Here is a 25,420-nt window from a genome sequence, read left to right as displayed (position 1 = left end):
AACTTGAGTGAACCGAAAACGGTTCAGCCGAGTTTAACCAGACAAGCCTTGCGCGGAGGGGCCGGCCACCATGGGCAGGCCGCTGTGGTCCTTGAGGCCGACGCCGGTGACGCCCAGGCGCAGGCCTTCGTGCACCAGCCAGGCCAGGCGGCGCGCGGCCGTGACCGGGTCCTGCCCGGCGGGACGCACGTTGGAGATGCAGTTGCGCTCGGCGTCGTGGCGCCCCACCCGGGGGGCGTGCGTCAGGTAGATGCCCACGCTGTCGGGCGAGCTCAGGCCGGGGCGCTCGCCCACCACCATGGCCACCATGCGGGCGCCCAGCAGTTCGCCCACCTCGTCGGCCACGGCCACACGGGCCTGGCGAACCAGCACGGGCGGGCTCTGGACAAAGGCCCCGCCCAGGGCCTCTCGGATGGCACCGAACAGGGCCACGGTGTGACGCTGGATGCCCAGGGCCGACAGGCCGTCGCCCACCACCAGGGCCAGATCGGGCGCAGGGTTGTCGGCGCGCCAGGACTGCAGGCCCGACACGCTGGCCTCGTCCAGCCGGCGCCCCAGGTCGGGGCGCAGCAGGTACTCGTGGCGGTCGTGGGCCCGGCTGTGCAGGCGCAGCGGCGCGGGCCAGCCGTCGGCCTGCAGCTGCCCGGCCAGCAGGTCCGCGTCCAGCGGCAGGTGGATGGCATCGCGCGCCTGTGCGTGCGCCAGGGTGAAGCCCAGCACCTCGCGCGTGGGCAGGCTGGCGCCGGCGCGGCCGAGCGCGATGCGCGCGGGGGTGAAGCGCCGCAGGTGGGCCCAGGGGTCGGCGCTGCTTTCAATGCCGATGTCGTGGCGTGGTTCGTCCGGCAAGGGCGAAAGGTCCTTCGTCATGCGGGCTCCGGCAGGGTCCACAGGCGCTGCGACAGTGGCAGCTGCGCCGTGGCGGGCAGCAGGCGGCCATCGGCACCGGTCACACCCACGCGCTGCAGCCAGGCCTCGAACTCCGGCGCGCGCTTGAGGCCCAGCAGGTCGCGCAGCACCAGCGCGTCGTGGAACGAGGTGCTCTGGTAGTTCAGCATCACGTCGTCGGCGCCGGGCACTCCGATCATGAAGTTCAGCCCCGCGCTGGCCAGCAGCACCATGAGGTTGTCCATGTCGTCCTGGTCGGCTTCGGCGTGGTTGGTGTAGCAGATGTCGCAGCCCATGGGCAGGCCCAGCAGCTTGCCGCAGAAGTGGTCTTCCAGGCCGGCGCGGATGATCTGTTTGCCGTCGTACAAGTACTCGGGGCCGATGAAGCCGACCACGGTGTTGACCAGCATGGGCCGGTAGCGCCGCGCCACGGCATAGGCGCGCGCCTCGCAGGTCTGCTGGTCCACGCCGTGGTGGGCGTTGGCCGACAGCGCACTGCCCTGCCCGGTCTCGAAATACATCACGTTGTCGCCCACTGTGCCGCGCTTCAGTTCGAGCGCGGCGGCGTGCGCCTCGTCCAGCAGCGACAGCGTGATGCCGAAGGAGCGGTTGGCCGCCTCGGTGCCGGCGATGGACTGGAACACCAGGTCCACCGGCGCGCCGAGCTGCATGGCCTGCATCGTGTTGGTGACGTGGGTGAGCACGCAGCTCTGCGTGGGCACGGCGCCGCGCTCGATCACCTCGGCCAGCACGTGGTTCAGGCGCACCAGGTCGGGCACGCTGTCGGACACCGGGTTGACGCCGATCACCGCATCACCCGCGCCGTGCAGCAGGCCGTCGATCAGGCTGGCGACGATGCCGGCCGGGTCGTCGGTGGGGTGGTTGGGCTGCAGCCGCACGCTCAGGTGGCCGCGTTGCCCCACCGTGTTGCGAAAGCGCGTGACCACCTCGCACTTCTTGGCCACCAGCATCAGGTCCTGGTTGCGCATGAGCTTGCTGACGGCCGCCACCATCTCGGGCGTGAGCCCGGGCGAGAGCCGCTCCAGCACCGCGGGCGTGGCCGCATCGCTCAGCAGCCAGTCGCGGAAGCCGCCCACCGTCAGGCCGCTGACCGGCGCAAAGGCCGCGCGGTCATGGCCGTCGATGATCAGGCGCGTGACCTCGTCGCTTTCGTAGGGAACCAGCGCCTCGTCCAGGAAGCGCTGCAGCGGCACCTCGGCCAGCACCCAGCGCGCGGCCACCCGCTCCTGTTCGGTGGTGGCGGCCAGGCCCGCCAGGGCGTCGCCCGAGCGCAGGGGTGTGGCCTTGGCCATCACCTCGCGCAGGCTGCCGAAGCGGTGTGTCTGGTGTCCCAGCGTCGCGCTCAGATTCACGTCAGCGGCTCCTCGGTGGGGATCGGATCACCCGGTGGATTTCATTCTGCCGCAGTGGCCAGCATCGCGTCGTGCGGCGCCGCGTCGCGCTGCGCCGAGGTCAGACGGAAGTAGAGGTAGCAGACCGCCATGAAGCCCAGGAAGACCAGCGACAGCAACTGGTTGAAGTACACCACCGCAGCCAGGCAGACCAGGCCGCAGACGATGGCGATCGCCGGGAACAGCGGGTACAGCGGCGCACGGAAGGGGCGGTCCAGCTTCGGCTCGGTCGCACGCAGCTTGAACAGTGAGGCCATCGACATGATGTACATCACCAGCGCGCCCAGCACCGCCATGGTGACGATGTTGGCCGTCAGCGGCAGGCCGCCAATGGTGACCCACTGGTCGCTGAACACGGCCGCGATGCCCACGATGCCGCCACCGATGAGCGCATTGACCGGCGTGCGGAAGCGCGGGTGCACCTTGGCGAACATGGCCGGCAGGTAGCCGGCGCGGGCCAGCGCGAACATCTGGCGCGAATAGCCCAGCACGATGCCATGGAACGAGGCGACCAGACCGAACAGGCCGATCCACACCAGCATGTGCAGCCAGCCGCTGGACTCGCCCACCACCATCTTCATGGCCTGGGGCAGCGGATCGTTGATGTTGGACAGCTTGGACCAGTCGCCCACGCCACCGGCCATGACCATGACCAGGAAGGCCAGCGCCACCAGCGTCAGGATGCCGGTGATGTAGGCGATGGGGATGGTGCGCTTGGGGTCCTTGGCCTCTTCGGCGGCCATGGCCGCGCCCTCGATGGCCAGGAAGAACCAGATGGCGAACGGGATGGAGGCGAAGATGCCGGCCCAGGTGCCCATGCTGAAGTCGGGCGAACCGGCCCAGCCGTTGGCAGTGAAGTTGGCCAGCGACCAGCCCGGAGCGACCACGCCGGCAAACACCAGCAGCTCGATCACCGCCAGGATGGTGACGAACAGCTCGAACGCCGCCGCGATGCCCACGCCCACCGCGTTGAGACCGATGAAGATCACGTAGGCACCCACCGCCGCCCACTTCGGGTCCAGCGATGGGTACTGCACGTTCAGATACGCGCCGATGGCCAGCGAGATCGCCGGCGGCGCGAACACGAACTCCACCAGGGTGGCGAAGCCGGCGATGAAGCCTCCCGTGGGGCCGAAGGCCCGGCGTGCATAGGCGAAGGGGCCGCCGGCGTGCGGGATGGAGGTGGACAGCTCGGTGAAGCTGAAGATGAAGGTGGTGTACATCAGCGCCACGAACAGCGTGGCCAGCAGGAAGCCCAGCGTGCCGGCGCTGGCCCAGCCGTAGCTCCAGCCGAAGTACTCACCGGAAATGACCAGACCGACGGCGATGCCCCAGAGGGAAAAGGTGCCCAGCACGGGCTTGAGCTCCCGGGCGACCTGAGTGGATGCGGTGGACATGGGACGTTCTCTTGTGTGTGGATGAAAAGCCCGAACGGCTCGGGCGGCCTGGCGCGCAGTGTGGTTCGTCGGCCCGCTGCGCCCTATCCCGGATCGGAAACACGCCCCGCCGTGGCGCACTTTTTCCGAAACGGGATAGTTCGGACGGCCTCACCCCCGGGTTTTCCAGCAGGCCGGGCGTGGCACGGAACTTGATACTCCCGCTGCACCCCGGCGCCGCGTGCGCCGAAGGAGCCCCCCATGCCCGTCGCCAGCCCCACCCCGCCGACCGCCTTCCGCGTCAAACGAACGCGCGAGGTGGACGTGCACGCCCGCAACCTCGACGCCTGGGACCAGGACTACGTGCAGACCTCGCCCGGCATCTTCCAGGGCCAGGTGCGCGAGCTGTTCGACGGTCCGCTGCAGGCTTTCGAGGAGGTGGCCAACTGCGCCACCAGCCAGCACTGCCGGCCCTGGCGCGGCGGCGTCTGGCTGGGCCTGTCGGTGCCCGAGCGCCCCGAGGGCCTGCGCTTCATGGGGCGGCCGGTGGGCGGGCACGAACTGATGATTTCCGATGGCAGCGAGGCCTTCGACCTGCAGGTGCCAGCCGGCCACGGCCTCTACGGCCTGGTGTTCGACCCGGCCGAGCTGCAGGCCCATGTGCGCACACGCGACCAGGCCGACGCGGCCCCGGTGCGCGGGCCGGGCGTGCGGGTGCAGACCCTCACACCCACCCAGCGCTTCCGCCTGGTCGGGCTGATGCGCGAGGTGCTGCGCGGCCTGGAAGCCGACCCCGGCGTGCTCCACCACGAGGCCAGCCGTCGCAGCCTGCGCGAGGCCCTGTTCGCGGTGCTGGGCGACACGCTCATGCCGGATGGCCAGGCCGACGCCGTCACCCCGCGCCAGCAGCGCCGCCAGGACGTGGTGCGCCGCGTGCGCGAGCTGGTGACCGAGCAGCCGCAGGACTACCTGGGCGTGGAGCGGCTGTGCGAGGCGCTGCACATCACCCGCCGCACGCTGCAGAACTGCTTCCAGGACAGCCTGGGCATCAGCCCCGCCAGCTACCTGCGGCTGGTGCGGCTGAACGCCGTGCGGCGCGAACTGCGCATGGCGGACACCGGGCAGACCATCGGCGACGTGGCCGCGCGCTGGGGCTTCTGGCACATGGGCCATTTCAGCCACGACTACAAGGCGCTGTTCGGGGAATCCCCTTCGACGACCCGACTCGAGGCCTAATCAAGCCATTTTTAACCAACTCGATTTCGAGTTGAAATGGTTTAACAAAACCAGCGACGGCGGCAGACTCCTGCCCCATGACCCTCGCATTCCCCACCTTCACCGCCGGCATGGTGCTCAGCATGTCGCTCATCATGGCCATCGGCCCGCAGAACGCGCACGTGCTGCGCATGGGCCTGCAGCGCCAGCACCTCTGGCTCACCGTCGCCGTCTGCGCGCTGGCCGACATCGTGCTCATCTCGCTCGGTGTGTTCGGCCTGGCCCAGCTCGGCGGCCTCTCTGACAAGCTGCTGGGCGCGCTGATCGGCGCCGGCGTGCTGTTCCTGGGTGTCTACGGCTGGCAGGCTTTCCAGCGCTTCCTCAAGCCGCTGGCGGCCGCCCCGCTGGCCACCCACAACGCCGCGGCGGCACCACAGGCGCCGGCCCCGATCAGCCAGCGCCAGGCCATCCTGTCGGCGCTGGCCTTTTCCTGGCTCAACCCGCACGCCTGGCTGGACACTGCCGTGCTGATCGGCACCGCCTCGCTGGCCTACGGCCCGGGCAGCAAGGCCTTCGGCCTGGGCGCCGCCACCGGCTCGGTGGTCTGGTTCCTGGTGCTGGGCGCCGCGGCGTTCTGGCTCGGCCGCCGGCTGAACTCGCTGCACATCTGGCGCGTGCTGGACGGCGCCGTGGCGCTGATGATGTGGGGCACCGCCGCCTGGTTGCTGGCCGGACTGGTCTGAACGGAGGAATCACGATGAACACGCTGCGCCCCACCGATGCCCCCGTGACCATTTTCGGCCCGGACTTCCCCTTCGCCTACGACGACTGGCTGGCGCACCCGCAAGGGCTGGCGTCGCTGCCGGCCCACGCGCACGGCACCGAGGTCGCCATCGTCGGCGCCGGCATGGCCGGCATGACCGCGGCCTACGAGCTGATGAAGCTCGGCCTCAAACCCGTCATCTACGAGGCCTCGCGCATGGGCGGGCGCCTGCGCTCGCAAGCCTTCGAGGGCGGCCAGGGCGTGGTGGCCGAACTGGGCGGCATGCGCTTCCCGGCATCGTCCACCGCCTTCTTCCATTACGTGAACCTGCTGGGGCTGGAGTCGAAGCCCTTCCCCAACCCGCTGACGCCCGCCGCCGGCAGCACGGTGGTCGATCTGGAAGGCCAGACCCACTACGCGCGCACCCTGGCCGACCTGCCGCCGCTGTTCCGCGAGGTGGCCGACGCCTGGGCCGCCGCGCTGGACGAGCTCGGCTTCGGCGACCTGCAGCAGGCGCTGCGCCAGCGCGACGTGCCGCGCCTGAAGGCGCTGTGGGACGCACTGGTGCCGCTGTGGGACGACCGCACCTTCTACGACTTCGTCGCGCAGTCCGAGGCGTTCTCGAAGCTCTCGTTCCGCCACCGCGAGGTGTTCGGTCAGGTGGGCTTCGGCACCGGCGGCTGGGACTCCGACTTCCCCAACACCATGCTGGAAATCCTGCGCGTGGTGCTCACGGGTTGCGACGAGGACCAGCACCTGATCGTGGGTGGCGTGCAGCAGGTGCCGCTGGGCCTTTGGGCGCACGCGCCCGAACAGATCACCCACTGGCCGGCCGGCACGTCGCTGGCCCGCCTGCACGGCGGCGCCACGCGACCGGGCGTCACCGCCATCCGCCGCGCGACATCCGGTCAGCTCGCGGTCACCGACAGCTGGGGCACCGAACGCGAATACCCCGCCGTGCTGGTGACCTGCCAGAGCTGGTTGCTGACCACGCAGATCGCGGTCGAAGAATCACTGTTCTCGCAGAAGCTGTGGATGGCGCTGGACCGCACGCGCTACATGCAGTCGAGCAAGACCTTCGTGATGGTCGACCGCCCGTTCTGGAAGGACGTTCAGCCTTCGACCGGCCGCGACACCATGAGCATGACGCTGACCGACCGGCTCACGCGCGGCACCTATTTGTTCGACAACGGGCCGGACAAACCGGCCGTGATGTGCCTCTCCTACGCCTGGATGAGCGACGCGCTCAAGATGCTGCCGCACCCGCCGGCCAGACGCGTGCAGCTCGCGCTGGACGCGCTGCGCAAGATCTACCCCACGGTGGACATCGCCGGCCACATCGTCGGCGATCCGATCACGATCTCATGGGAGGCCGACCCCTACTTCCTCGGCGCCTTCAAGGGCGCCCTGCCCGGCCACTACCGCTACAACCAGCGCATGTACGGCCACTTCATGCAGGACGCCCTGCCGGCCGCGGAGCGCGGCATCTTCCTGGCCGGCGACGACATCTCGTTCACGCCGGCCTGGGTCGAGGGGGCGGTGCAGACCTCGCTGAACGCGGTCTGGGGCATCGTGCACCAGCTGGGTGGGCAGTGCCCGGCAGAAAACCCAGGCCCCGGGGAGTTGTATCCCGTTCTCGGACCCGTCGCCTTGCCAGAATGACGGCGTGAACGACCTGCACATCGCCCTCTGGCAGACCCCGCACCCGGCCAGCACCGCCGAGGCGCTGCAGCGCCTGGACGCGGTCTGCGAAAAGGCGCGCGCACAAGGTGCAGAACTGCTCATCACGCCCGAGATGTACCTGACCGGCTACGCGATCGGCGCCAAACGCGTCGCCGAGTTGGCCGAATCGGCCGACGGCCCGCTGACCCTGGCGGTGACGGCCATCGCGCAACGCCACGGCATTGCCATCGTCTACGGCTACCCGGAGCAGAACCCGCACGGCCAGCCGTTCAACGCGGCGCAGGCCATCGGCGCCGACGGCACGCGGCTCATGAACTACCGCAAGGCCCACCTGTTCGGCGACCTCGACCGCGCGCAGTTCAGCCCGGGCGACGCGGCGTCACAGGTCTTCGAATGGCGCGGCTGGCGCCTGGGCCTGCTGATCTGCTACGACGTGGAGTTCCCGGAGACGGTGCGCCTGCTGGCGCTGCAAGGGGTGGACGCGGTGCTGGTGCCGACGGCCAACATGGTGGGGTACAACGAGGTGCAGCAGCTGCTGGTGCCGGCCCGGGCCTGCGAAAACCGCGTGTTCGTGGCCTACGCCAACGCCTGCGACAGCGAAGGCCCTGTGCACTACGGCGGCGCCAGCACCGTCGCCAGTGCCCACGGGCTTCCGATGGCCACCGCCGGGCGGCAAGAGACGCTGTTGCTCGCGGCACTCGCGCCCGGCGAGCTGGCCGCGGCCCGGCGGCACAGCCAGAGGCCCGACCGCCGCCCCGGGCTCTACCAGGCGCTCGCGGTCAGAGAATGACCGCGCCCGGCGCCTGGGACCGCACGAACTCCAGCACCGATGGCGTTTGAAGGTTGGTGAACAAGGTGTTCACCGTGGCCTTCTCGCCGCAGGGCGACTTCGGCCCGCTCGATGCCACGCCGATCATCGCCGGCCCGCCCGGGAGCACCCGGTACATCGGCCCACCCGAGTCACCGGGGCACACGTTGCTCTGGCTGCCGTCGAACTTGAAGCCCAGGCTTTGCTCGTCCACCACGGACAGGTTGGCGGCGCCCACCGCAAGCCAGCCCGTGGGCTCACCCCATCCGGCGAAGGTCACGGCCTGTCCGGGCGCTGCCGCCTGACTGGCGAGGATGGGCATGGTGGGGTTGGGAAGACCGGCGGGGAATGTCACCACCGCCACGTCGTTGGGACTGGGCGGGCCCGATCCGTCGTAGGCCGGGTGCAGCACCCAGTTCTTGGCGGCGAGGCCCTTGGCGCTGGTGTCCGACTTGAAGAGCGCCGCCAGGACTTGCCTGGGGTTGCCCTCCACGCAGTGCGCCGCCGTGACCACGTGGGTGGGTGATACGCGGGTGCCTGAACAGGCCACTTGCTCGCCGTTGGCCCGTGCGATCAGCAGGTACACCACCGGCGTGCTCTTGAACGACACGCAGGACGCCCCGTTGACCACCTTGGGCTGAGCACCCGCACTGTTGCACAGCGCCGTCGGCTCCAGGTTCACCGGTTCGGCGCCATCGCCACCGCCGCACCCCGCGAGCGCCGCCGCCATCAGCACCGCGGCGCAGCCGCTGGCGAACCGCGCACCCATCCATCCTGTCTGGCTCATGAATTCCTCCCTGTTTGTGACATTATGTATCGATGTCACAAGCCTGCGCTCTTCGGCGCTTCCCAGACGCTCAGATATAGGCGGCTTCGGGCGCCTGGGCGCGGATGAAGTTGATCACCGAAGGGCCCTGGACGTTGGTGAACAGCGAGCCGTCGCCCTTGCCGCAGTCGGCCACCGTGCCCGATGACGTGATGCCGATCAGCGCTGGCTGCCCACCCACCGTGCGGTAGGCCGGACCACCCGAATCGCCGCTGCAGGTGTTGCTCAGCTCACCCGAGTAGGTGTAGCCAATGCTGGTCTCGTTGACCGTGGTCAGCGAGGCGAAGCCGACCGCCAGGTCGAAGCCGGGCGCCCCCCAGCCGGCCACGTAGATCGGCTGGCCGGGCGCCGACGGCTGGCTCAGCAGCACCGGCATGGTCGGATTGGGCAGCGCCTGCTGCAGCACGATCACCGCCGCGTCGTTGACCAGCGCGCTGGTGCTGCGCTGGTACTGCGGGTGCACCGCCCAGCGGCTGGCGGGCACGCCGACCACGGAGCCGTCCCCGCGCCAGAGCCCCGCCAGCACGCGGCGGGTGCCGGCCGGCAGGCAGTGCGCCGCCGTGAGGATCTTGGTGGGGGTGATCAGCGTGCCGGAACACACCGCCGTGCCCGAGCTGGTGGCCACGTTGAGCAGGATGACCGACGAGCGCTCCGGCGACCCGCAGTTGGCGCCGTTGAGCACCTTGGGCTGCAGGCCCATGCTGCCGCACATGGACTCCGCACTGGGCAGCGAGGCGTCGTCGCCGCCCCCGCAAGCCGCCAACAACACCGCCGCGGCGGCGGCAGCCACCGTGGTCATCACTCCCTTGCCGATCCTGTTCATGGATTCACCCTGTTGGTTGAGAAATGGGGAAAGGCCGGCCCGCCGACCCCGTCGCAGCCGCCAATGTACCGCCGCCGGCCCAGAAATCGGCCTGCGCATAGTGGTGCTTGAGGAAGTCGATCCACAGCCGCACCCGCAGCGCCAGGTGCTTGCGCTGAGGGAACAGCGCGTAGATGCCGTTGGGCGGCGCGGCGTATTCGTCCAGCACGGTTTCGAGCCGGCCGGCCGCGATGTCGGCCTCCACCTCCCAGGTGCTGCGCCACGCGATGCCGTATCCGGCCAGGCACCACTCGCGCAGCACCTGCCCGTCCGAGCAGTCCAGCGGCCCGCCGGGGCGCAGGTGCACGATCTCGGCCTCGGCGCCTTCGGAAGCGCCTTCGCCGGGCGGCATGCGGAACGCCCAGCCCCGGGTCTGGGACGCGTCGGACGACAGGGTCAGGCAGTCGAAGCGCGCCAGGTCGGCCGGGTGGGTGGGGCGGCCGTGCCGCCGCAGGTAGTCGGGTGTGGCCACGCACATGCGGCGGTTGTCCGCCAGCCGCACGCTCACCAGGGACGAGTCCGGCAGGTCGCCCACCCGCACTGCACAGTCGTAGCCCTCGCCCGCGAGGTCGACCACCCGGTCGCTGAGGTTGAGCGAGATCGTGACCTCAGGGTGCAGCTCGCGAAAACGCGGCACCAGCGGCGCCACGTGGCGGCGCCCGAACCCGGCGGGGGCCGTGATGCGCAGGTGGCCGCTGGCCTTGACGCCGCCCGCACTGACGCTGGCCTCGGCGTTGGCCAGATCGGTCAGCAGGCGCTGGCAGTCCTCGATGAAGGCGCTGCCCTCGTGGGTCAGCGTGATGCGGCGCGTGGTGCGCACCATGAGCTTGACGCCGAGGCGGGATTCCAGCGCATCCAGCCGCCGGCCGATGATGGCCGGCGCCACGCCCTCGGCCTTCGCAGCAGCCGTCAGGCTGCCGCGTGTGGCCACCGAGACGAAGGTTTCGAGCTGCTTGAGCTTGTCCATGGACCCGCAGATTACCCCATCAAAAGGAGGCAATCAACGGGACTTCTGGAGAGATTTTTTACCTGACCGCTATGCCGAAGAGGTCAGTTGCACTGGGCCGGCAGGTTGGGAATCTCTGTGCAGCTTTGGGCACCCTTGGCCACACAGGAGTTGTTCGCTGCGGTCTGCGCATCGAAGGCCGATCCGCCTGCGCCCACACCCCATACCCAGGCACCGGATGCCGTCTGTCCTTGGGCGATGGCACCGCACTCCTCGAACTGCAACACCACCTGGCAATCGCCGGCGTCGCACTCGTCGCGCGCCGCGTCGTTGGCGATCGACTGGGTCAAGGCTTCGGATGCAATGCCCACCCGGTTGGTCGACTCACTGACAGCGATGGAGCCGTAGCCATTGCTGTCGCCGCCACCACCACAGGCCGCCAGCGTCACCGCGGCAATCAGGGCCGCACCCCAGGTCCACAACTTCTTCATGGGTTTCCTCCTCAGGAAAATGAATACGCATGGGCACCCGATGCGCCCATCACAAACAGTCTAAGACAGCCAGCGCTCCGCGTCTTGATCCAGATCGCCACTCTGCGCACGAATCAGAGGAGCCACCCCTTGGGCAGTCCCGCCTCGGGCGTCATGCCGTACACCGGCTCCCCGGGCAGGCCCGCTGTCAGCGGTTCGCGCGCAGCGATGAGCTTGTGGATGTCCACGCCCGTGGACACGCCCATGGCCTCGAACATGAACACCAGGTCTTCCGTCACCACGTTGCCGCTGGCACCGGGCGCGTAGGGGCAGCCGCCCAGCCCGCCGAGCGAGCTGTCGAAGGCGCGCACGCCCACGTCGTACGCCGCCAGGCAGTTGGCCAGGCCCAGGCCGCGCGTGTTGTGCATGTGGGCCGCGCCGGCCTTGTCGCCCAGCTCGGCGCGCAGGCGGGTGAACAGGCGCCGCACCTGCGCAGGGTTGGCCATGCCGGTGGTGTCGGACAGACCGACCTCGTCCACACCGGCGTCGACGCAGGCCACCGCCAGCGCGATCACCTCGTCTTCCGGCACCTGACCCTGCAGCGTGCAGCCGAAGGCGGTGGACAGGCCCACCTCCACCACCACGCCCGGCGCGCGTTCATTGCGCAGCGCCGCCACCTCGCGCAGCTCGGCCACCATCTGCCCGCGCGTCTTGCGCACATTGGCCAGCGAATGCGCCTCGCTGGCCGAGACCGGCAGCGTGACCTTGCGCACGCCGGCGGCCAGCGCGGCCTCGGCGCCACGCCGGTTGGGCACCAGGGCCATCACGGTCAGGTCGGGGTGCTGGGCGGTCAGGGCGAGCGCATGGCGCACCACCTCGGCCACGTCGGCCATCTGCGGCAGCAGCTTGGCGGGCACGAAGGAGCCCACTTCAATCTCGCGCAGGCCGGCCGCCGCGAGTGCGTCGATCCAGCGGAACTTGTCCGCCGTGGGCATGGTGGCCTTGACGGACTGCAGGCCGTCGCGCGGGCCGACCTCGCTGATGTGGACATCCGGCGTCTTCATGGCGTCCTCACGCGACCGCCGCCTGCTGGCGCAGGCGTTCGATGTCGGACGCCGCGTAGCCCAGGCCGTGCAGCAGCTCGGTGGTGTGCGCGCCCATGGTCGGCGGGTCCAGCCGCACGCCGGGCCGCTGTCCATGCAGCGTGAACGGGAACAGCGTGGTCTTGACGGTCTGACCGGCGCGCTCGCCGTCGGGCAGTGTGATGTCGGCCAGGCCGCCGGTGGCCAGCAGGTGCTCGTCGTCGTACAGCTCTTCGGGCTTGCGGATGGGGGCGAAGGGCAGGCCCACCTTCTCGAACAGCGCTGCGAGGTCGGCCGCGCGCCAGCCGGCCAGCCGCTCGCGCAGGATCGGCAGCAGCTGCGGGCGCAGCTTCACGCGGGCGTTGTTGTCGGGGTACTGCGGGTCGGCCTTGAGGTCGGCGTAACCCAGCGCGTCGCAGAAGGTCACCCACTGCGGATCGCTCACCGCCGCCAGGAAGATCTGCTCGCCGTCCTTCACGGTGAACACGTCGTACACCGCCCAGGCAGAGATGCGCTCGGGCATGGGCGCTGCGGGTTTGCCGGTGATGGCGTACTGCAGCATGTGCTGGCCGACGAGGAACACGTTGTTCTCATAGAGGGCGCTCTGCACTTCCTGGCCCCTGCCGGTGATGCCGCGCTGGATCAGCGCGCCCAGGGCTCCGATGGCGCCGAACATGCCACCCATGATGTCGTTGACGCTGGTGCCGGCGCGCAGAGGGTCGCCCGGCCGCCCGGTCATGTAGGCCAGGCCGCCCATCATCTGCACCACCTCGTCCAGCGCGGTGCGGTGGTCGTAGGGGCCGGGTAAAAAGCCCTTGAGGCTGATGTAGATGCAGCGCGGGTTGACCTGCGACAGGCTGGCGTAGTCCAGCCCGTACTTGCCCATGGTGCCGGGCTTGAAGTTCTCGGCCACCACGTCGGCGCTGGCGGCCAGCCGGCGCGCCACCTCGGCGCCCTCGGCCTGGCGCAGGTCGATGGCGATGCTCTTCTTGTTGCGGTTGAACAGTGGGAAGAAGCCCGCGCCCGAGCCCAGCAGGTGGCGGGTGCGGTCGCCCTCGATGGGTTCGACCTTGATAGTCTCGGCCCCCATGTCGGCCAGCACCATGCCGCAGGTGGGGCCCATGACCATGTGGGTGAATTCAACAACGCGCAGGCCGGCCAATGGCAGCGAGCGGGTGGGGGCCGCGGCGGCCCCGGGGGTCTGGTTCATGCAATGTCTCCGTTCCGGGGCATCGGTGTTGCGCCGGTTGATGGCAGTTTAGGCTTTACCAAAACAGCGCAAAGCGGTATTTTTGCCATCATGGTTTTCCAAAATGGAACTTCTTGACCCATGCGCGATCTGGACCTCACCAACTTGCGGCTGTTCGTGGCCGTCTGCGACCACCGCAATATTGTCCGCGCCGCCGCCGAAGCCCACCTGACGGCCAGCGCGGTCAGCAAGCGCCTGGCCCAGCTGGAGGCGCAGATCGGCACGCCGCTGCTGACCCGGCGCCGCCACGGGGTCGAGCCCACGCCCGCCGGCGAGAGCCTGCGCGAACACGCGCGCGAGCTGCTGCTGGGCGCCCAGCGCATCGAACGCGACATGGCGGCCTTCGCGGCCGGCGTGCGCGGCCAGGTGCGCCTGCTGGCCACCGCGTCGGTGATGGCGGCGTCGCTGCCGGGCGACGTGGCCGGCTTCCTGGCCCAGCCGGGCCACGACGGCATCCAGGTGGAACTCGCGTCGCGCTCTGGCGCGCAGGTGGTGCAGGGCATCCGCGACGGCATGGCCTCGCTGGGTATCTGCTGGAGCAGCCCGCACGGCGCCGACCTGCGCGGCCTGGCGCACGCGCCCTACCGCAGCGACCGACTGGGGCTGGTGCTGCCCCGGGGCCATGCGCTGGCCGGGCTGGCGCGGGTGCGGCTGGCACAGGCGCTAGACCACCCCTTCGTCGGCCTGCCGGTGGACAGCGCGGTGCAGGCGCTGATGCAACGCGCCGCGGCCGAGCTGGGCCAGACCCTGCGCTACCGCATGATCGTGACCGACTTCGAAGCCGCCCTGCGCGTGGTGGCCACCCGGCTGGCGGTGGGCGTGATGCCGGTGGCGGTGGCCCAGCCCCGGGCCGACACCCTGGGTCTGGCCGTGGTGCCGCTGGACGAGGACTGGGCCGAACGCCGCTTCGCGATCTGCTGCCGGGACGAATCCGACCTCGGCCCGGCCGCCCGCCTGCTGCGGGACCACCTGGTGCGCCTGGCCGCCGAGGAAAGCTGATTACCCTCTTTTTTGTCACAGATAAGTCAAAGTTCAGGCAATTAATCAGGCGACAAGTCTCGAATACAGTGGCGGGATGGAAAAACCCCGCGCGGTCCTGTTCGACGCCTGCGGCACGCTGTTCGACGTGTACAGCGTGGGCCTGCTTGCCCAGCAGCTGTTCCCGGGCCAGGGCGCGCGGCTGGCCACGGTCTGGCGCGACAAGCAGATCGAATACACCCGCCTGGTGACCACCAGCGACCAGGGCGCGCCCCATCAGCCCCACTACCGCCCGTTCTGGGAACTGACCCAGGCCGCGCTGGCCTACGCCATCAAGCTGATCGAGCCCGCTGCGCGCAGCGACTGGGCCGCCTACGAGGCCAAGGCCACGCAGCTGATGAACCAGTACCGCAGCCTCAGCGCTTTCCCCGAGAACCGCGAGGTGCTGCAGGCGCTGAAGAGCCGCGGCGTCGTCACCGGCATTCTGAGCAACGGCGAGCCGCAGATGCTGGGCATCGCCGTGCGCAGCGCCGGGCTGGAAGGCCTGCTGGACCACGTGATCAGCGTGGACGGCGTGCGCAAGTACAAGACCCACCCCGACGCATACGCGCAGGGCGAGAAGGTGACCGGCCTCTCGCGCCAGCAGATCGTGTTCGTCAGCAGCAACGCCTGGGACGCGCTGGGCGCGACCTGGTTCGGCTACCGCACGCTGTGGGTGAACCGCCAGAACCAGCCCTTCGAGGAACTGGGCACCCCGCCCACGCGCACGGCCACGAACCTGCGCGAGGTCCTCGCCTTCTTCGACTGATTTCCTTTTTCCTTTTGAACCGACGGAGTCCTTCCATGACGCAACGCACCAGCATCCACGGTCTGCAGGTTTCCACCGACCTGTACCAGTTCATCAACGAGCAGGTCCTGCCCGGCACCGGCGTGAGCGTCGAGACCTTCTGGAAGGGCTTCGACGGCATCGTGGCCGACCTGGCGCCCAAGAACGCCGCCCTGCTGGCCGAGCGAGACCGCCTGCAGGCCGAGCTGGACACCTGGCACAGCGCCAACCCCGGCCCGATCACCAACATGGTGGCCTACCGCAAGTTCCTGGAAACCATCGGCTACCTCGTGCCCGAGCCCAAGAAGGTCAAGGCCACCACGAAGAACGTGGACGACGAGCTGGCCACCCAGGCTGGCCCGCAGCTGGTGGTGCCGATCCTGAACGCCCGCTACGCGCTGAACGCCGCCAACGCCCGCTGGGGCAGCCTGTACGACGCGCTGTACGGCACCGACGTGATCAGCGAAGACAAGGGCTGCGAGAAGGTCGGCAAGAAGGGCGGCTACAACCCCAAGCGCGGTGCCAAGGTCATCGAATACGCGCGCTACGTGCTCGACCGCTGCGCCCCGCTGAAGAAGGGCTCGCACGTCGGCTCCACCGGCTACAAGGTCAACAAGGACGGTGAACTGGTCGTGGGTCTGGCCGAAGGCGGCACCTCCAAGCTGGCCGACAAGAGCCAGTTCATCGGCTTCCAGGGCGAGGCCAAGGCACCGACCGCCGTGCTGCTCAAGCACAACGGCCTGCACCTGGAGGTCCAGATCAACCGCGCCACCGCCATCGGCAAGACCGACGCCGCGGGCGTGAGCGACCTGGTGGTCGAAGCCGCGCTGTCCACCATCCTGGACCTGGAAGACTCCGTGGCCGCGGTGGACGCCGAGGACAAGGTGCTGGCCTACCGCAACTGGCTGGGCATCCTGCAGGGCACGCTGGTCGAGTCCTTCGAAAAGGGTGGCAAGACCCTGACGCGCGGCCTGAACGCCGACCGCGAGTACACCGGCAGCAACGGCAAGAAGGTGCGCCTGCACGGCCGCTCGCTCATGTTCGTGCGAAACGTGGGCCACCTGATGACCAACCCCGCCATCCTGTGGGGCGCCGAGGGCAAGGAAATTCCCGAAGGCATCCTGGACGCGATGGTCACCACCACCATCGCCATCCACGACCTGAAGAAGAGCAAGAAGGACGCGATCCGCAACTCGCGCAAGGGCTCGGTCTACATCGTCAAGCCCAAGATGCACGGCCCGCGCGAAGTGGCCTTTGCCTGCGAGCTGTTCAGCCGCGTCGAGAAGGTGCTGGGCCTGTCGGACTCGACCGTGAAGCTGGGCATCATGGACGAAGAGCGCCGCACCTCGGTCAACCTGAAAGCCTGTATTGAAGCCGCCGGCAGCCGCGTCGCGTTCATCAACACCGGCTTCCTGGACCGCACCGGCGACGAGATGCACACCGCCATGCTGGCCGGCCCGATGGTGCGCAAGGGCGACATGAAGACCAGCGCCTGGATCCAGAGCTACGAACGCAACAACGTGCTGGTCGGCCTGTCCTGCGGCCTGCGCGGCAAGGCGCAGATCGGCAAGGGCATGTGGGCCATGCCCGACCTGATGAAGGCCATGCTGGAGCAGAAGATCGCCCACCCCAAGGCCGGCGCCAACACCGCCTGGGTGCCCTCGCCCACCGGCGCCACGCTGCACGCCCTGCACTACCACCAGGTGCTGGTGTCCGACGTGCAGAAGGAACTGGAGAAGATCAAGGCCGACAAGCTGCGCGACGATCTGCTGACCGGTCTGCTGACCGTGCCGGTGAGCGCCAACCCGGTCTGGACCGAGGCCGAGAAGCAGGCAGAACTGGACAACAACATCCAGGGCATCCTGGGTTACGTGGTGCGCTGGGTCGACCAGGGCGTGGGCTGCTCCAAGGTGCCGGACATCAACGACATCGGCCTGATGGAAGACCGCGCCACGCTGCGCATCTCCAGCCAGCACGTGGCCAACTGGCTGCACCACGGCGTGGTGACCGAGCAGCAGGTGCGCGACACGTATGAGCGCATGGCCGCCAAGGTGGACAAGCAGAACGCGGGCGACAAGCTGTACCAGCCGATGGCCGGCAACGTGAAGACCAGCAAGGCCTACCAGGCCGCACTGGACCTGGTGTTCAAGGGCAAGGAACAGCCGAGTGGCTACACCGAGCCGCTGCTGCACGCCTGGCGCCTGAAGGTGAAGGCCGCGGTCTGACCATCACGTAGAGCCGAGGAGACAAAAACGGCGCCCTTCGGGGCGCCGTTTTCTTTTCAGGACGGGGAAGCGCCGGTGGGACCGGGCCGGCAGTCGATGGGAAGAAACTCCATTGGCAGATCGGTGCGGTTCTCACCCATGGCCTGCATCTGCGCAGGCACCCCGGCCTGACCGCACACCCAAGCGATCGGCACCTGCGGATGGTCCTTGACGATGGCCGGGCGCAGCGTGAGCGTCTTGCCGGCAAGGTTCCGGTTGGCGTTGTTGCCGAAGGTCAGATGCGTAGCGCCCGCCTCCACCCGCACACCGACCACATAGTTGCCCACGATCTTGTCGGCCGGCGGCAGTCCTGCCTCGGCGTTGCTGGCGGGCAGTTGGCGGTGCGTGCGCTGGAAGGTCTGGACGCCCTCCTGGGCAAAGCTCGCCAGACCCAGCGCCTCCTTCACCTGGGCGCGGATGATCCGGTCCTGGTAGGACGGAACCGCGAGGGTGGCCATGATGCCGATGATGGCCACAACCACCATCAGTTCGATCAGGGTGAAGCCGTCGTGGCGGTTTGGACGTGTTTTCATATGACTTGCCCCAGTTTGAAGATGGGCAGGTAGACGGCGACGAGCAAGGTCAGCGCCAGCCAGGCCGTCACCAGGTAAACGACCAGATTGAGGTTGCGTTCAAAGCGAACCGAGGCAAGCGTCCATCGATCATGCAACTGCTGCGTCAGCAGCGAGGTCATCGCGGGCAGGTTGTGGGTGCGCGCCGCCACGTCAAGATGCGCCAGCGCAGCCGCAGGCAACAGGCGCTCCTGCTCCAACGCGACCGCAAGCGCGGCGCCCTGGTCCATCCGGGCGCGTGCCTGCTCAAGGCGTTTGCGAACAGACGCAATCGGCGTGGTGTCCACCAGGTAGCGCAAGAACTCCGGCGCCGCGGCATGGGGCGGGTCCGCAGCGACCATGGGCAGCAGGCGCAACTGGGCCTGCACATCCCAGCGGTCGCGGTCCAGTCGCAATCTGTGCATCCACCGATCGCTCCGGGCAGTGCGATCGAATCTCAGCCAGACGACGGTGACCAGGGCCAGCAAGGTGAGGGGCACGGGCAGGCCCAGCGGAAATGAAAACGCGTAGAAGTAAGCCCAGGTCGGCAAGGGCATGCTCATTCCCAGCGAGTCATAGGCCTCTCGCATCTGGGGCATCACGTACACGCTCAGGACGATCGCCACGATCAGCGTCACCAGCAGCACCATCGACGGCCAACTCCAGGCGATGCGGGCCTTGTGGTTGCTGCGCTCCTGCAGCTGGACATCGCCCGACAGCACAGCCAACGCTTCGGGCAACTTGCCACCGTCCTCGGCTGCGCGCAACCAGGCACCCAGGGTGTTGCGGCCTAGGCGCGGCCAGGCCTGCAACGCCTCGCCCAGCGGTTGACCGCGGGAAAGGGCGTCGGCCAGGGCGGCCAACGCCGGTGCATGGCGCTGCCCTTGGGCGCCTTCGGCAAGGCGGGACACCAACGCCGGCAACGGCAACCGCTGGCGCGTTGCGGCCGCGAGGTGTTCGAGCAAAAGCGCGGTTTCAGAAAGCGTCTGTTCTTGTTTCATCGTGATGCGCCGTCCTCGGGGCAAGTGCTTTGGGCGATGCGCTGCCATGCGCCTGTGGATTGCGAAGTGCAGCGCCAGTTGGAGACCCAGTCGCTGTTCTCCGGCGCCTCCACCGGTGACAGCACCCACACCCCTTGTTCATCGGGCTGGCTTGCCTTGTTGAAGCGAGCGACCACCCGGTCCCCGTCGCGTGCGTACCGGATCACCACCCCGTGCTTCGCAGCGGGCTCGCCCAGTGTCGACAGGGCGACCGGATCCCCCGGGCCCGCCGAGCGCGCAGCAGGTCGCTGAGCGCGCTCCAGCACGATTTCCTTGCGCGCGTGCCCCATCATGGCCAATGCCTCGGCGGCGCGGACGCGGTCAACAAAGTCGATCTCAAAGTGCAGCAGCAGCGCGTTGCCTGCGCTCACCACCAGCAGCAGCAGCGCCAGAGGCAAGGCCTTGCGGCTCCACCGGCTCGGGGGGAACAGTTGCAAGGGCGGCAAGCCCTTGGAGCCAGGGTCAGGAGCCATGATCAGGCCGCCTTGCGGCACGCTGCCGGAAGGTAGCGACCGGCCATCGGGTTCGTCGCAGCAGCGGGCATGTCCGCCACCTGCAGGCCCTCCAGCCCATCGCCGAACTGACAGACCCAGGCCAGCGGCGCCAGCGCATCGCCGGGCTTGGTGGCAGGGCGCAGAACCAGGTGGAAGGGCGCCTTGTCAGCCCCGGACTTGCCCGCCATCGCGCGAGCATTCAAGCTGATCACCAGCACCCCGCCCGGCAACACCTCGATGCCGTCCACGAAGCGGCCTTGCAAGCGGCGCGCCTCCGGCAGCCCGGCCTGGGCATTGTTCGCAGGCATCACGCCCCAACGGGCGTAGAACTCGACGACGGGTTTCTGGGCGGCCTGCCCGAGGTCAAGCGCTTCGGCGACCCGGGCGCGCGTGGTGTACTCGCTGTATGCGGGAAGGGCCATGGCGGCCAGGATGCCGATGATGCCCACCACCAGCATCAGCTCCACCAGGACGAAGCCCGCCATCCCACGCCGAATCGTCAATGGCCTTTTCAATGCCATGTTCGTACCTCCCGTAACAATTCGCGCCACTATAGCCGCAGCTACAAGGCGTCTGCGGACTCACATCCACACCCGATAAGCCCAGAACGCCTCGTCCTTCTCGATGCCTTCGCGCAGGGCCTCGGGGCTGAAGCCGGTGATGCGGCGGGTCGTGCGGCACAGGTGGGACTGGTCGGCGTAGCCGTTGTCGGCGGCGACGTCGGCCCAGCGGATGCCGCCGGTCTCGGCCTGCGCGGTCACGGCATCGAAGAAAGCCTGTTCGCTGCGCGCCATGCCGCGCAGCTCGCGCAGCGGCAGGCCGGCCCAGCGCTTCACACGGCGCTCCAGCTGGCGCAGGCTGCGGCCCGGTCCGGAAACGGCCGCGCGCTGCGCCAGGTGGGTCACCCAGTCGGCATACCGATGGGCCTGCAAGGGCCGCTCGGGCCGGCAGGCCTGCCAGCGCGGCTCCAGGAAGTCCTCCAGCAGTTCCATGCGCCGCGCGTCGTCCGGCGCGTGCTGCACCTGCTCGCACATGGCGAGCCAGTCCGGCGGCAGCACGGTGGCCGCGTCGACCAGTTGATCGGTGTAGTGGGCCGGTTCCAACCCGATCATCGCGTGCAGCGCGTCGGGCATGAACATCACCATCATCCCGTGCGCCGGACCCGGGCACCAGCTCGTCATCGGCCGGGTGGAGGGGCCGCCGAACACCCAGCGCCCGGCGAGCGGCCGGCGCGGATCGGAGGGCTGTGCCATCTGCCCTGGGCGCGAGGGCTCCAGCAGCTGGCTGCTGCCGACGAACCACCAGCACAAGTTGCACAGCGGCGAGGCCGGAAAGTGGTTGAGGCGCTGGGCGTCGCTGAGCGTGAACCCCACGGTGCTGCGCACCATGGCTCCGCGCACGCATGCCGACAGCGAGGCGCGCGGCAGCCAGAGCGTGCCGCTCGGGATCAGCGCGGGGTCGAAGTCGAGCGCGGAGGGTTTGAGGGTGGCCATGGAGCGGCAGTGTAGGAGGCTTGCACCCCCCGGCCGTCAAGCCCTGGCATGTCGGAACCGTTCAAGACAAATGCCAGCCGACCCGACAGGATCACGCCCATGTCGCACACCCACACCTCCCCCCTCCCCGCCCGCCAACCGCCCCACAAGCCCCCCGGTCCACCCGATCGCTGGTGGGGGCTTCCGCTGCTGCGCGAGATGCGGGACGACTATCTGGCGTTCGAGGCACGCATGCGCCGCGAGCACGGCGAGATCTGCGTGCTGCGGCTCGGTTACGAACGGGCCTGGAACCTGATGTCCCCCGAACTGGTGCGCGAGGCCCTGGTGGGGCAGCACGCGCAGCTGATCCGCTGGGAGCGCGGCATCGAGGTGTTCTCGCAGGTGCTGGGCCAGAGCGTGCTGGTCAGCGAGGGCGAGACCTGGCAGCGCCAGCGCCGCATGCTGATGCCCGCCTTCACCCCACGCCGCGTCGCCGGCTACGCCACGCTGATGGCCCAGGCCGCGCAGCGGGTGCTGGACCGTGCGCTGCTCCTCAACCAGTCTCAGGGCACGGTCGCCATGGACGATCTGTGGAGCGAAGCGACCATGGACGTGATCCTGCAGGTGCTGTTTTCGCACCCGGCCGAGGGCGACGCGCGGCGCGCCGCCGAGGCCAACCGCACCCTGGGCGAGACCGGCTACCGCGAGATGTTCATGCCCATGACCCTGCCCGACTGGCTGCCGCTGCCGGGCAAGCGCGCCAAGCGCCAGGCTCTGTGCACCCTGCGCGGGCTGATCCAGCGCCACATCGACGCGCGGCCGACAGGCGACACCGCGCAAGGAGAGGCGCAGGACCTGCTGGGCATGCTGCTGTCGCTGCGCGACGAAGACAGCGGTGCGGCGCTCACGCCCGAGGAGGTGTTCGACCAGTGCATGGTCACCTTCCAGGCCGGGCACGACACCACCACCAGCGGCCTGCTGTGGTGGAGCTGGCTGATGGCCTCGCACCCGGAGGCGGCGCAGCGCGCCACCGACGAGGTGGACGCAGTGCTCGGCGGCGCCATGCCCACGGCCGAGGACGCCGCGCGCCTGCCCTGGCTGCAGGCCACGCTGAAGGAGGCGCTGCGCCTGTACCCGCCTGCGCCCGCGCTGATGAGCCGGCGCACCACGGCCCCCATCGCGCTAGGAGGCTGGTCGATACCCAAGGGATCGATGCTGCGCCTCACGCCGTGGGTGCTGCACCGTGACGAGCAGCTGTTCCCGCAGGCCGAGCGCTTCCTGCCCGAGCGCTTCATGGCCGGTGCGCCGCCGATCCCCAAAGGCGCCTGGATGCCCTTCGGCGCCGGCCCGCGCGTCTGCATCGGCCAGCACTTCGCGCAGCTGGAGATGGCTCTGCTCGCGGCCATGCTGCTGCAGCGCTACCGGCTGGCGGTGCCGCCCGGCGCCGAGCCGCCCACACCGCTGCTGCACGTGACGCTCAAATCGGCGCAGCCGATCCGGCTGGTCTTGCAGCGGCGCGCACCAACTGCCGCGCCCGCTGCGTCCGGCCTCCGTAGCCCCAGTCCGTCGCCGGCAACTCGCGCACCGTGACGTAGCTCGCCACCTCGAAGCCACCGTCGGGGGCCAGCTGGCGCTGCAGTTCGTTGAACGCGGCGGCGATGAAGCGGGCCTTCTCGTCCTCGGTGTTGGTGCCGGCGGTGATGCCGATCTCCAGCAGCGCCGCGGTGCCCTCCACCGTGCGCCCGCCGACGCACCAGCGCGCCCGCGGCAGGTCGTCGATCACCACCGCAGTCACCTCGGGCCGCTTGTGCAGGAGCTCGGCGGTGAGGGTGGTGAGCGCCGCGGCCAGCGCCTGGTAGCGCTCGGGGTTCTGCAGCGGGGTGATCTTGAGCAGCAGCGTGGGCATGTTCAACCCTCCATCAGCCGAACCGCGTGAGCGCCATGTCCGCGATGCGCGGCGAGGCGGCGGACCCGTGCGCCCAACCGCATGGCCCAGCCCTGGCCAAAGCGCTGCACCGCAGACCGGCGCTCGCGCTCGGCCTGGTGCCGCAAGGCGTCGAACAGGGCCGCGTGGGCCTGGGGTGAAAGGGTCTGGTGCAGGTGTTCGGTGCGCATGGCGGGCTCCTGGGGGCGATGAATGAAGGGGTGCAGCGACTCTAGGCAAACCCCCTTCAGCGGGAAACGGCGGGCGGTTCAAAACGGTTTTGCATTCCGCGCAAGGCCCCCTGCACCGGCGCGCACTACCATCGCCGCATGGACGCGCTCGCCTTCGACGACCTCAAGCTGTTCGCCCGCGTGGCCGCGCTGGGCAGCCTGTCGGCGGCGGCGCGCGAGCGCGACGTGCCGGTAAGCCAGGTCTCGCGCGCGCTGAGCCGGATCGAGAAAACCTGCGGCGCCCGCCTGGTGCACCGCTCCACGCACGGACTCTCGCTCAGCCCTGAAGGCGAAACCTTTCTCGAACACTGCCAGCGCATCACCGGCGCGCTCGACGGGCTGCAGGCCGACTTCGCGCAGCAGTCGGGAGAGGCGCGCGGCCTGGTGCGCGTGGCCGCCAGCACCGTGATCGCGCAGTACCTGCTGCTGCCCAGCCTGAACGCGCTCAACCAGCAGCATCCGCAGCTGCGCGTGGAGCTGGAGGTGAGCGACCGGCTGGCGGACATGGCGCGCGAGGGCATCGACATCGCCATCCGCACCAGCACCGACCTGCCCGAGACCCAGGTGGCGCGGGCGCTGGGCCAGCTGGGCCGCGCGCTCTACGCGTCGCCCGCCTACGCGGCCCGCGCCGGCCTGCCGCAACACCCCGACGAGCTGCACCGCCATCGGCTGATCAGCAACACCGCGGCGCCGCACCTCAACCGCTGGCCCTTCGTGGTCGACGGCACGCCGTGCCGCCGGACCATCGAGGGCTACTGGCGCACCAACGACACCGGCCTGGCCGCCAACATGCTGGTGCAGGGCCTGGGCATCGGCCGGCTGGCCACCGTGGCCGCCGCACCGCTGGTGCAACAGGGCCTGCTGGTGCCGGTGCTGGCGGACTTTGTCGACCCACAGCCGGTGCCGCTGTACGCGGTGACCGCCAGCGCGCGCCAGCGGCTGCCCAAGATCCGCGCCTGCATCGACTTCTGGGCCGGCTGGATCGCCAGTGACCGCACGCCGAATCTCGCGGCTTCCGCGGGGTGATCACGCCATGCGCCTGCCCTTCGCCCTGCCGCTGACCCTCGCCTTGAGCCTGACCCTGTTGCCCGCGCTGGCGCTGGCCGAGCAACCGTCGGACCGGTGGCAGGCCCTGTGCGAGGCGCAGCTGCCGCCAACGGTGATCGAGGTGACCGCCGAGCCGGCGCCCGTGCGCCACCGGCGCGACCGCAGCATCGCCGACCTGATGCAGGTCCAGCGCCTGCCGCAGGAGAACGCCTTCACCCTGGGCCTGACCGAGCTGCAGCTGGGCACGCGCATCGCCTTTCGCAGCCCGACACTGAGCCACCCGCGCGAGCGCCTGGTGTGCATGCGCCCGGCCATCACCGTCACGCTCAGCCTGGACCCGCACGTGGTGTCGGTGGCCAGCGAGTTCGAAGAGGGCAGCTGCGCGCACCGCCACATCCTGGCGCACGAGATGCGCCACGTGCAGGTCAACCAGCTCACGCTGTCGGCGGCGGCCGAACGCATGCGCGAGGGCATGCGGCAGTCTTTCGGCAACAAGATCTATTACGGCGAGGCCGCCGAGCTGCAGGAGCGCCTGACCCGCCACATCCGCGAGCAGTGGCTGCCCTGGGTCGACGCGCAGATGAAGCACACGCTGCAGCGCCACCGCGAGATCGACACGCCCGAGGAGTACGCGCGCAACCGCACGGCCTGCGGCGGCGAGATCGCGCGCACGCTCGACGCCATGCGCTGAACCCGGAACCACCCATGTCCCTGAACTACCTGATCTTCGACGCCGCCGACGATGGCGAAGGCACCGGCAGCTGGGAGGCCGTGGCCAGCGTGCGCCGCGTCGACCTGCCGGCGGTGATGGCCGAGGTGGAGGCGGTGCTGGCGCGCGCGCAGCGCGAGGCGCCAGGGCCGCGCGGCCCGCTGGACGAGGGCGGCGCCTGGGACGCCGACACCCAGGTGCACGAGGATGGCGACTGGACCGAGGTCCGGCTCACGCTGACCGGGCCCTGGGACTGGGGCGAGGCGCTGCTGGCCGACCTGGGCGGCTGAGGCGCCTCAGCGCCCGGT

At 69.5% G+C, this 25,420-nt stretch carries 27 protein-coding genes; 11 read left to right on the top strand and 16 right to left on the bottom strand.

What is annotated here, in order from left to right:
* Positions 1 to 33: 33 nt before the first annotated feature.
* The 3 genes from eutC to eat are packed head-to-tail and all read right to left on the bottom strand — an operon-like array spanning position 34 to position 3,694.
* Positions 34 to 867: an ethanolamine ammonia-lyase subunit EutC gene (gene eutC / locus HFL01S_RS14345; RefSeq protein WP_084383314.1), complete on the bottom strand. Its 834-nt coding sequence runs from the start codon at positions 865 to 867 to the stop codon at positions 34 to 36.
* Positions 864 to 2,258 (bottom strand): ethanolamine ammonia-lyase subunit EutB, encoded by a 1,395-nt coding sequence (locus tag HFL01S_RS14340; protein WP_066259692.1) that lies wholly within the window; start codon positions 2,256 to 2,258, stop codon positions 864 to 866. Before HFL01S_RS14340 ends, eutC begins: the two co-directional genes overlap by 4 nt.
* A 41-nt stretch (positions 2,259 to 2,299) precedes the next feature.
* Positions 2,300 to 3,694, bottom strand: a complete 1,395-nt coding sequence (gene eat / locus HFL01S_RS14335) for an ethanolamine permease (protein ID WP_066259689.1) — start codon at positions 3,692 to 3,694, stop codon at positions 2,300 to 2,302.
* 240 nt (positions 3,695 to 3,934) lie between these two features.
* Here eat and HFL01S_RS14330 point away from each other — a divergent pair, with 240 nt between their 5' ends.
* The 4 genes from HFL01S_RS14330 to HFL01S_RS14315 all read left to right on the top strand — a co-directional run bounded on the left by HFL01S_RS14330 (position 3,935) and on the right by HFL01S_RS14315 (position 8,124).
* Positions 3,935 to 4,909 carry a helix-turn-helix domain-containing protein gene (locus HFL01S_RS14330; RefSeq protein WP_066259682.1) on the top strand — a complete coding sequence of 325 codons (975 nt, stop codon included), beginning with the start codon at positions 3,935 to 3,937 and terminating at the stop codon, positions 4,907 to 4,909.
* 77 nt (positions 4,910 to 4,986) lie between these two features.
* Positions 4,987 to 5,631, top strand: coding sequence for a LysE/ArgO family amino acid transporter (locus tag HFL01S_RS14325; RefSeq protein ID WP_066259681.1), 645 nt, complete (start codon positions 4,987 to 4,989; stop codon positions 5,629 to 5,631).
* A gap of 14 nt (positions 5,632 to 5,645) precedes the next feature.
* Positions 5,646 to 7,313, top strand: a complete 1,668-nt coding sequence (locus tag HFL01S_RS14320; protein WP_066259680.1) for a flavin monoamine oxidase family protein — start codon at positions 5,646 to 5,648, stop codon at positions 7,311 to 7,313.
* Positions 7,314 to 7,317: 4 nt separating this feature from the next.
* A complete protein-coding gene (locus tag HFL01S_RS14315) occupies positions 7,318 to 8,124 on the top strand; it encodes a carbon-nitrogen hydrolase family protein (protein WP_218008633.1) in 807 nt (268 codons plus the stop codon).
* On the opposite strand, the gene HFL01S_RS14310 is transcribed toward HFL01S_RS14315, so the two are convergent.
* From HFL01S_RS14310 to HFL01S_RS14285, 6 genes are all read right to left on the bottom strand, one after another.
* A complete protein-coding gene (locus HFL01S_RS14310) occupies positions 8,114 to 8,929 on the bottom strand; it encodes a S1 family peptidase (RefSeq protein WP_084383313.1) in 816 nt (271 codons plus the stop codon). The two genes, HFL01S_RS14315 and HFL01S_RS14310, sit on opposite strands and share 11 nt — an antisense overlap.
* Positions 8,930 to 8,999: 70 nt before the next feature.
* Positions 9,000 to 9,791 (bottom strand): S1 family peptidase, encoded by a 792-nt coding sequence (locus tag HFL01S_RS14305; RefSeq protein ID WP_169802338.1) that lies wholly within the window; start codon positions 9,789 to 9,791, stop codon positions 9,000 to 9,002.
* Positions 9,792 to 9,795: 4 nt separating this feature from the next.
* Positions 9,796 to 10,797, bottom strand: coding sequence for a LysR family transcriptional regulator (locus tag HFL01S_RS14300; protein WP_084383311.1), 1,002 nt, complete (start codon positions 10,795 to 10,797; stop codon positions 9,796 to 9,798).
* A gap of 83 nt (positions 10,798 to 10,880) precedes the next feature.
* Positions 10,881 to 11,267, bottom strand: a complete 387-nt coding sequence (locus HFL01S_RS14295) for a DUF4189 domain-containing protein (protein ID WP_066259672.1) — start codon at positions 11,265 to 11,267, stop codon at positions 10,881 to 10,883.
* A gap of 113 nt (positions 11,268 to 11,380) precedes the next feature.
* Positions 11,381 to 12,310, bottom strand: coding sequence for a hydroxymethylglutaryl-CoA lyase (locus tag HFL01S_RS14290; protein WP_066259670.1), 930 nt, complete (start codon positions 12,308 to 12,310; stop codon positions 11,381 to 11,383).
* 7 nt (positions 12,311 to 12,317) lie between these two features.
* The gene (locus HFL01S_RS14285; RefSeq protein WP_066259667.1) at positions 12,318 to 13,538 is read right to left on the bottom strand and encodes a CaiB/BaiF CoA transferase family protein; all 1,221 of its coding nucleotides are present in this window, start codon (positions 13,536 to 13,538) and stop codon (positions 12,318 to 12,320) included.
* 120 nt (positions 13,539 to 13,658) lie between these two features.
* On the opposite strand from HFL01S_RS14285, the gene HFL01S_RS14280 reads away from it, so the two are divergent.
* From HFL01S_RS14280 to HFL01S_RS14270, 3 genes are all read left to right on the top strand, one after another.
* The gene (locus HFL01S_RS14280; RefSeq protein WP_066259665.1) at positions 13,659 to 14,576 is read left to right on the top strand and encodes a LysR family transcriptional regulator; all 918 of its coding nucleotides are present in this window, start codon (positions 13,659 to 13,661) and stop codon (positions 14,574 to 14,576) included.
* A 76-nt stretch (positions 14,577 to 14,652) separates the two neighbouring features.
* Positions 14,653 to 15,363 (top strand): haloacid dehalogenase type II, encoded by a 711-nt coding sequence (locus HFL01S_RS14275; protein WP_066259663.1) that lies wholly within the window; start codon positions 14,653 to 14,655, stop codon positions 15,361 to 15,363.
* Between the two features lie 35 nt (positions 15,364 to 15,398).
* Positions 15,399 to 17,606 carry a malate synthase G gene (locus HFL01S_RS14270; RefSeq protein WP_066259660.1) on the top strand — a complete coding sequence of 736 codons (2,208 nt, stop codon included), beginning with the start codon at positions 15,399 to 15,401 and terminating at the stop codon, positions 17,604 to 17,606.
* Positions 17,607 to 17,662: 56 nt separating this feature from the next.
* Here the strand turns inward: HFL01S_RS14270 and HFL01S_RS14265 are convergent, their stop codons facing one another.
* The 5 genes from HFL01S_RS14265 to HFL01S_RS14245 form a co-directional block, all read right to left on the bottom strand.
* Complete coding sequence (locus HFL01S_RS14265) at positions 17,663 to 18,178, bottom strand: pilin (protein ID WP_084383309.1); 516 nt, start codon at positions 18,176 to 18,178, stop codon at positions 17,663 to 17,665.
* Positions 18,175 to 19,197, bottom strand: a complete 1,023-nt coding sequence (locus HFL01S_RS14260; protein ID WP_066259658.1) for a type II secretion system F family protein — start codon at positions 19,195 to 19,197, stop codon at positions 18,175 to 18,177. Before HFL01S_RS14260 ends, HFL01S_RS14265 begins: the two co-directional genes overlap by 4 nt.
* Positions 19,194 to 19,709, bottom strand: a complete 516-nt coding sequence (locus tag HFL01S_RS14255; protein WP_157538878.1) for a hypothetical protein — start codon at positions 19,707 to 19,709, stop codon at positions 19,194 to 19,196. Before HFL01S_RS14255 ends, HFL01S_RS14260 begins: the two co-directional genes overlap by 4 nt.
* 2 nt (positions 19,710 to 19,711) lie before the next feature.
* Positions 19,712 to 20,215, bottom strand: a complete 504-nt coding sequence (locus HFL01S_RS14250; RefSeq protein ID WP_066259650.1) for a pilin — start codon at positions 20,213 to 20,215, stop codon at positions 19,712 to 19,714.
* A 96-nt stretch (positions 20,216 to 20,311) separates the two neighbouring features.
* Positions 20,312 to 21,223: an AraC family transcriptional regulator gene (locus HFL01S_RS14245; protein ID WP_066259646.1), complete on the bottom strand. Its 912-nt coding sequence runs from the start codon at positions 21,221 to 21,223 to the stop codon at positions 20,312 to 20,314.
* 99 nt (positions 21,224 to 21,322) lie between these two features.
* Here HFL01S_RS14245 and HFL01S_RS14240 point away from each other — a divergent pair, with 99 nt between their 5' ends.
* A complete protein-coding gene (locus HFL01S_RS14240; RefSeq protein WP_084383320.1) occupies positions 21,323 to 22,792 on the top strand; it encodes a cytochrome P450 in 1,470 nt (489 codons plus the stop codon).
* On the opposite strand, the gene HFL01S_RS14235 is transcribed toward HFL01S_RS14240, so the two are convergent.
* Both HFL01S_RS14235 and HFL01S_RS14230 read right to left on the bottom strand, forming a co-directional pair.
* Positions 22,680 to 23,108: a tautomerase family protein gene (locus HFL01S_RS14235; protein WP_066259645.1), complete on the bottom strand. Its 429-nt coding sequence runs from the start codon at positions 23,106 to 23,108 to the stop codon at positions 22,680 to 22,682. The two genes, HFL01S_RS14240 and HFL01S_RS14235, sit on opposite strands and share 113 nt — an antisense overlap.
* 2 nt (positions 23,109 to 23,110) lie before the next feature.
* Positions 23,111 to 23,317 (bottom strand): hypothetical protein, encoded by a 207-nt coding sequence (locus HFL01S_RS14230; RefSeq protein ID WP_066259642.1) that lies wholly within the window; start codon positions 23,315 to 23,317, stop codon positions 23,111 to 23,113.
* Between the two features lie 138 nt (positions 23,318 to 23,455).
* Here HFL01S_RS14230 and HFL01S_RS14225 point away from each other — a divergent pair, with 138 nt between their 5' ends.
* From HFL01S_RS14225 to HFL01S_RS14215, 3 genes are read left to right on the top strand one after another with little or no spacing between them, the layout of a single operon-like run.
* Positions 23,456 to 24,382 carry a LysR family transcriptional regulator gene (locus HFL01S_RS14225; protein ID WP_066259640.1) on the top strand — a complete coding sequence of 309 codons (927 nt, stop codon included), beginning with the start codon at positions 23,456 to 23,458 and terminating at the stop codon, positions 24,380 to 24,382.
* A gap of 7 nt (positions 24,383 to 24,389) precedes the next feature.
* Positions 24,390 to 25,094, top strand: coding sequence for a hypothetical protein (locus tag HFL01S_RS14220; RefSeq protein WP_066259638.1), 705 nt, complete (start codon positions 24,390 to 24,392; stop codon positions 25,092 to 25,094).
* 14 nt (positions 25,095 to 25,108) lie between these two features.
* Complete coding sequence (locus HFL01S_RS14215; RefSeq protein ID WP_066259636.1) at positions 25,109 to 25,402, top strand: hypothetical protein; 294 nt, start codon at positions 25,109 to 25,111, stop codon at positions 25,400 to 25,402.
* Positions 25,403 to 25,420 lie beyond the last annotated feature (18 nt).

This window comes from Hydrogenophaga flava NBRC 102514 (assembly GCF_001571145.1).
Lineage (GTDB): Bacteria > Pseudomonadota > Gammaproteobacteria > Burkholderiales > Burkholderiaceae_C > Hydrogenophaga > Hydrogenophaga flava.
This window is presented reverse-complemented; position numbering and strand designations above follow the sequence as displayed.

Excerpts from the sequence above, each read along its gene's own strand:
- HFL01S_RS14280 (WP_066259665.1), top strand. The coding sequence starts at position 13,659 with ATGCGCGATCTGGACCTCACCAACTTGCGGCTGTTCGTGGCCGTCTGC.
- HFL01S_RS14265 (WP_084383309.1), bottom strand. The coding sequence starts at position 18,178 with ATGAAAACACGTCCAAACCGCCACGACGGCTTCACCCTGATCGAACTG.
- HFL01S_RS14330 (WP_066259682.1), top strand. The coding sequence starts at position 3,935 with ATGCCCGTCGCCAGCCCCACCCCGCCGACCGCCTTCCGCGTCAAACGA.
- HFL01S_RS14240 (WP_084383320.1), top strand. The coding sequence starts at position 21,323 with ATGTCGCACACCCACACCTCCCCCCTCCCCGCCCGCCAACCGCCCCAC.
- HFL01S_RS14235 (WP_066259645.1), bottom strand. The coding sequence starts at position 23,108 with ATGCCCACGCTGCTGCTCAAGATCACCCCGCTGCAGAACCCCGAGCGC.
- eutC (WP_084383314.1), bottom strand. The coding sequence starts at position 867 with ATGACGAAGGACCTTTCGCCCTTGCCGGACGAACCACGCCACGACATC.
- HFL01S_RS14270 (WP_066259660.1), top strand. The coding sequence starts at position 15,399 with ATGACGCAACGCACCAGCATCCACGGTCTGCAGGTTTCCACCGACCTG.
- HFL01S_RS14320 (WP_066259680.1), top strand. The coding sequence starts at position 5,646 with ATGAACACGCTGCGCCCCACCGATGCCCCCGTGACCATTTTCGGCCCG.
- HFL01S_RS14225 (WP_066259640.1), top strand. The coding sequence starts at position 23,456 with ATGGACGCGCTCGCCTTCGACGACCTCAAGCTGTTCGCCCGCGTGGCC.
- HFL01S_RS14275 (WP_066259663.1), top strand. The coding sequence starts at position 14,653 with ATGGAAAAACCCCGCGCGGTCCTGTTCGACGCCTGCGGCACGCTGTTC.
- HFL01S_RS14220 (WP_066259638.1), top strand. The coding sequence starts at position 24,390 with ATGCGCCTGCCCTTCGCCCTGCCGCTGACCCTCGCCTTGAGCCTGACC.
- HFL01S_RS14245 (WP_066259646.1), bottom strand. The coding sequence starts at position 21,223 with ATGGCCACCCTCAAACCCTCCGCGCTCGACTTCGACCCCGCGCTGATC.
- HFL01S_RS14285 (WP_066259667.1), bottom strand. The coding sequence starts at position 13,538 with ATGAACCAGACCCCCGGGGCCGCCGCGGCCCCCACCCGCTCGCTGCCA.
- HFL01S_RS14230 (WP_066259642.1), bottom strand. The coding sequence starts at position 23,317 with ATGCGCACCGAACACCTGCACCAGACCCTTTCACCCCAGGCCCACGCG.
- HFL01S_RS14290 (WP_066259670.1), bottom strand. The coding sequence starts at position 12,310 with ATGAAGACGCCGGATGTCCACATCAGCGAGGTCGGCCCGCGCGACGGC.
- HFL01S_RS14255 (WP_157538878.1), bottom strand. The coding sequence starts at position 19,709 with ATGGCTCCTGACCCTGGCTCCAAGGGCTTGCCGCCCTTGCAACTGTTC.
- HFL01S_RS14310 (WP_084383313.1), bottom strand. The coding sequence starts at position 8,929 with ATGAGCCAGACAGGATGGATGGGTGCGCGGTTCGCCAGCGGCTGCGCC.
- HFL01S_RS14295 (WP_066259672.1), bottom strand. The coding sequence starts at position 11,267 with ATGAAGAAGTTGTGGACCTGGGGTGCGGCCCTGATTGCCGCGGTGACG.
- HFL01S_RS14300 (WP_084383311.1), bottom strand. The coding sequence starts at position 10,797 with ATGGACAAGCTCAAGCAGCTCGAAACCTTCGTCTCGGTGGCCACACGC.
- HFL01S_RS14260 (WP_066259658.1), bottom strand. The coding sequence starts at position 19,197 with ATGAAACAAGAACAGACGCTTTCTGAAACCGCGCTTTTGCTCGAACAC.
- HFL01S_RS14325 (WP_066259681.1), top strand. The coding sequence starts at position 4,987 with ATGACCCTCGCATTCCCCACCTTCACCGCCGGCATGGTGCTCAGCATG.
- eat (WP_066259689.1), bottom strand. The coding sequence starts at position 3,694 with ATGTCCACCGCATCCACTCAGGTCGCCCGGGAGCTCAAGCCCGTGCTG.
- HFL01S_RS14305 (WP_169802338.1), bottom strand. The coding sequence starts at position 9,791 with ATGAACAGGATCGGCAAGGGAGTGATGACCACGGTGGCTGCCGCCGCC.
- HFL01S_RS14215 (WP_066259636.1), top strand. The coding sequence starts at position 25,109 with ATGTCCCTGAACTACCTGATCTTCGACGCCGCCGACGATGGCGAAGGC.
- HFL01S_RS14250 (WP_066259650.1), bottom strand. The coding sequence starts at position 20,215 with ATGGCGGGCTTCGTCCTGGTGGAGCTGATGCTGGTGGTGGGCATCATC.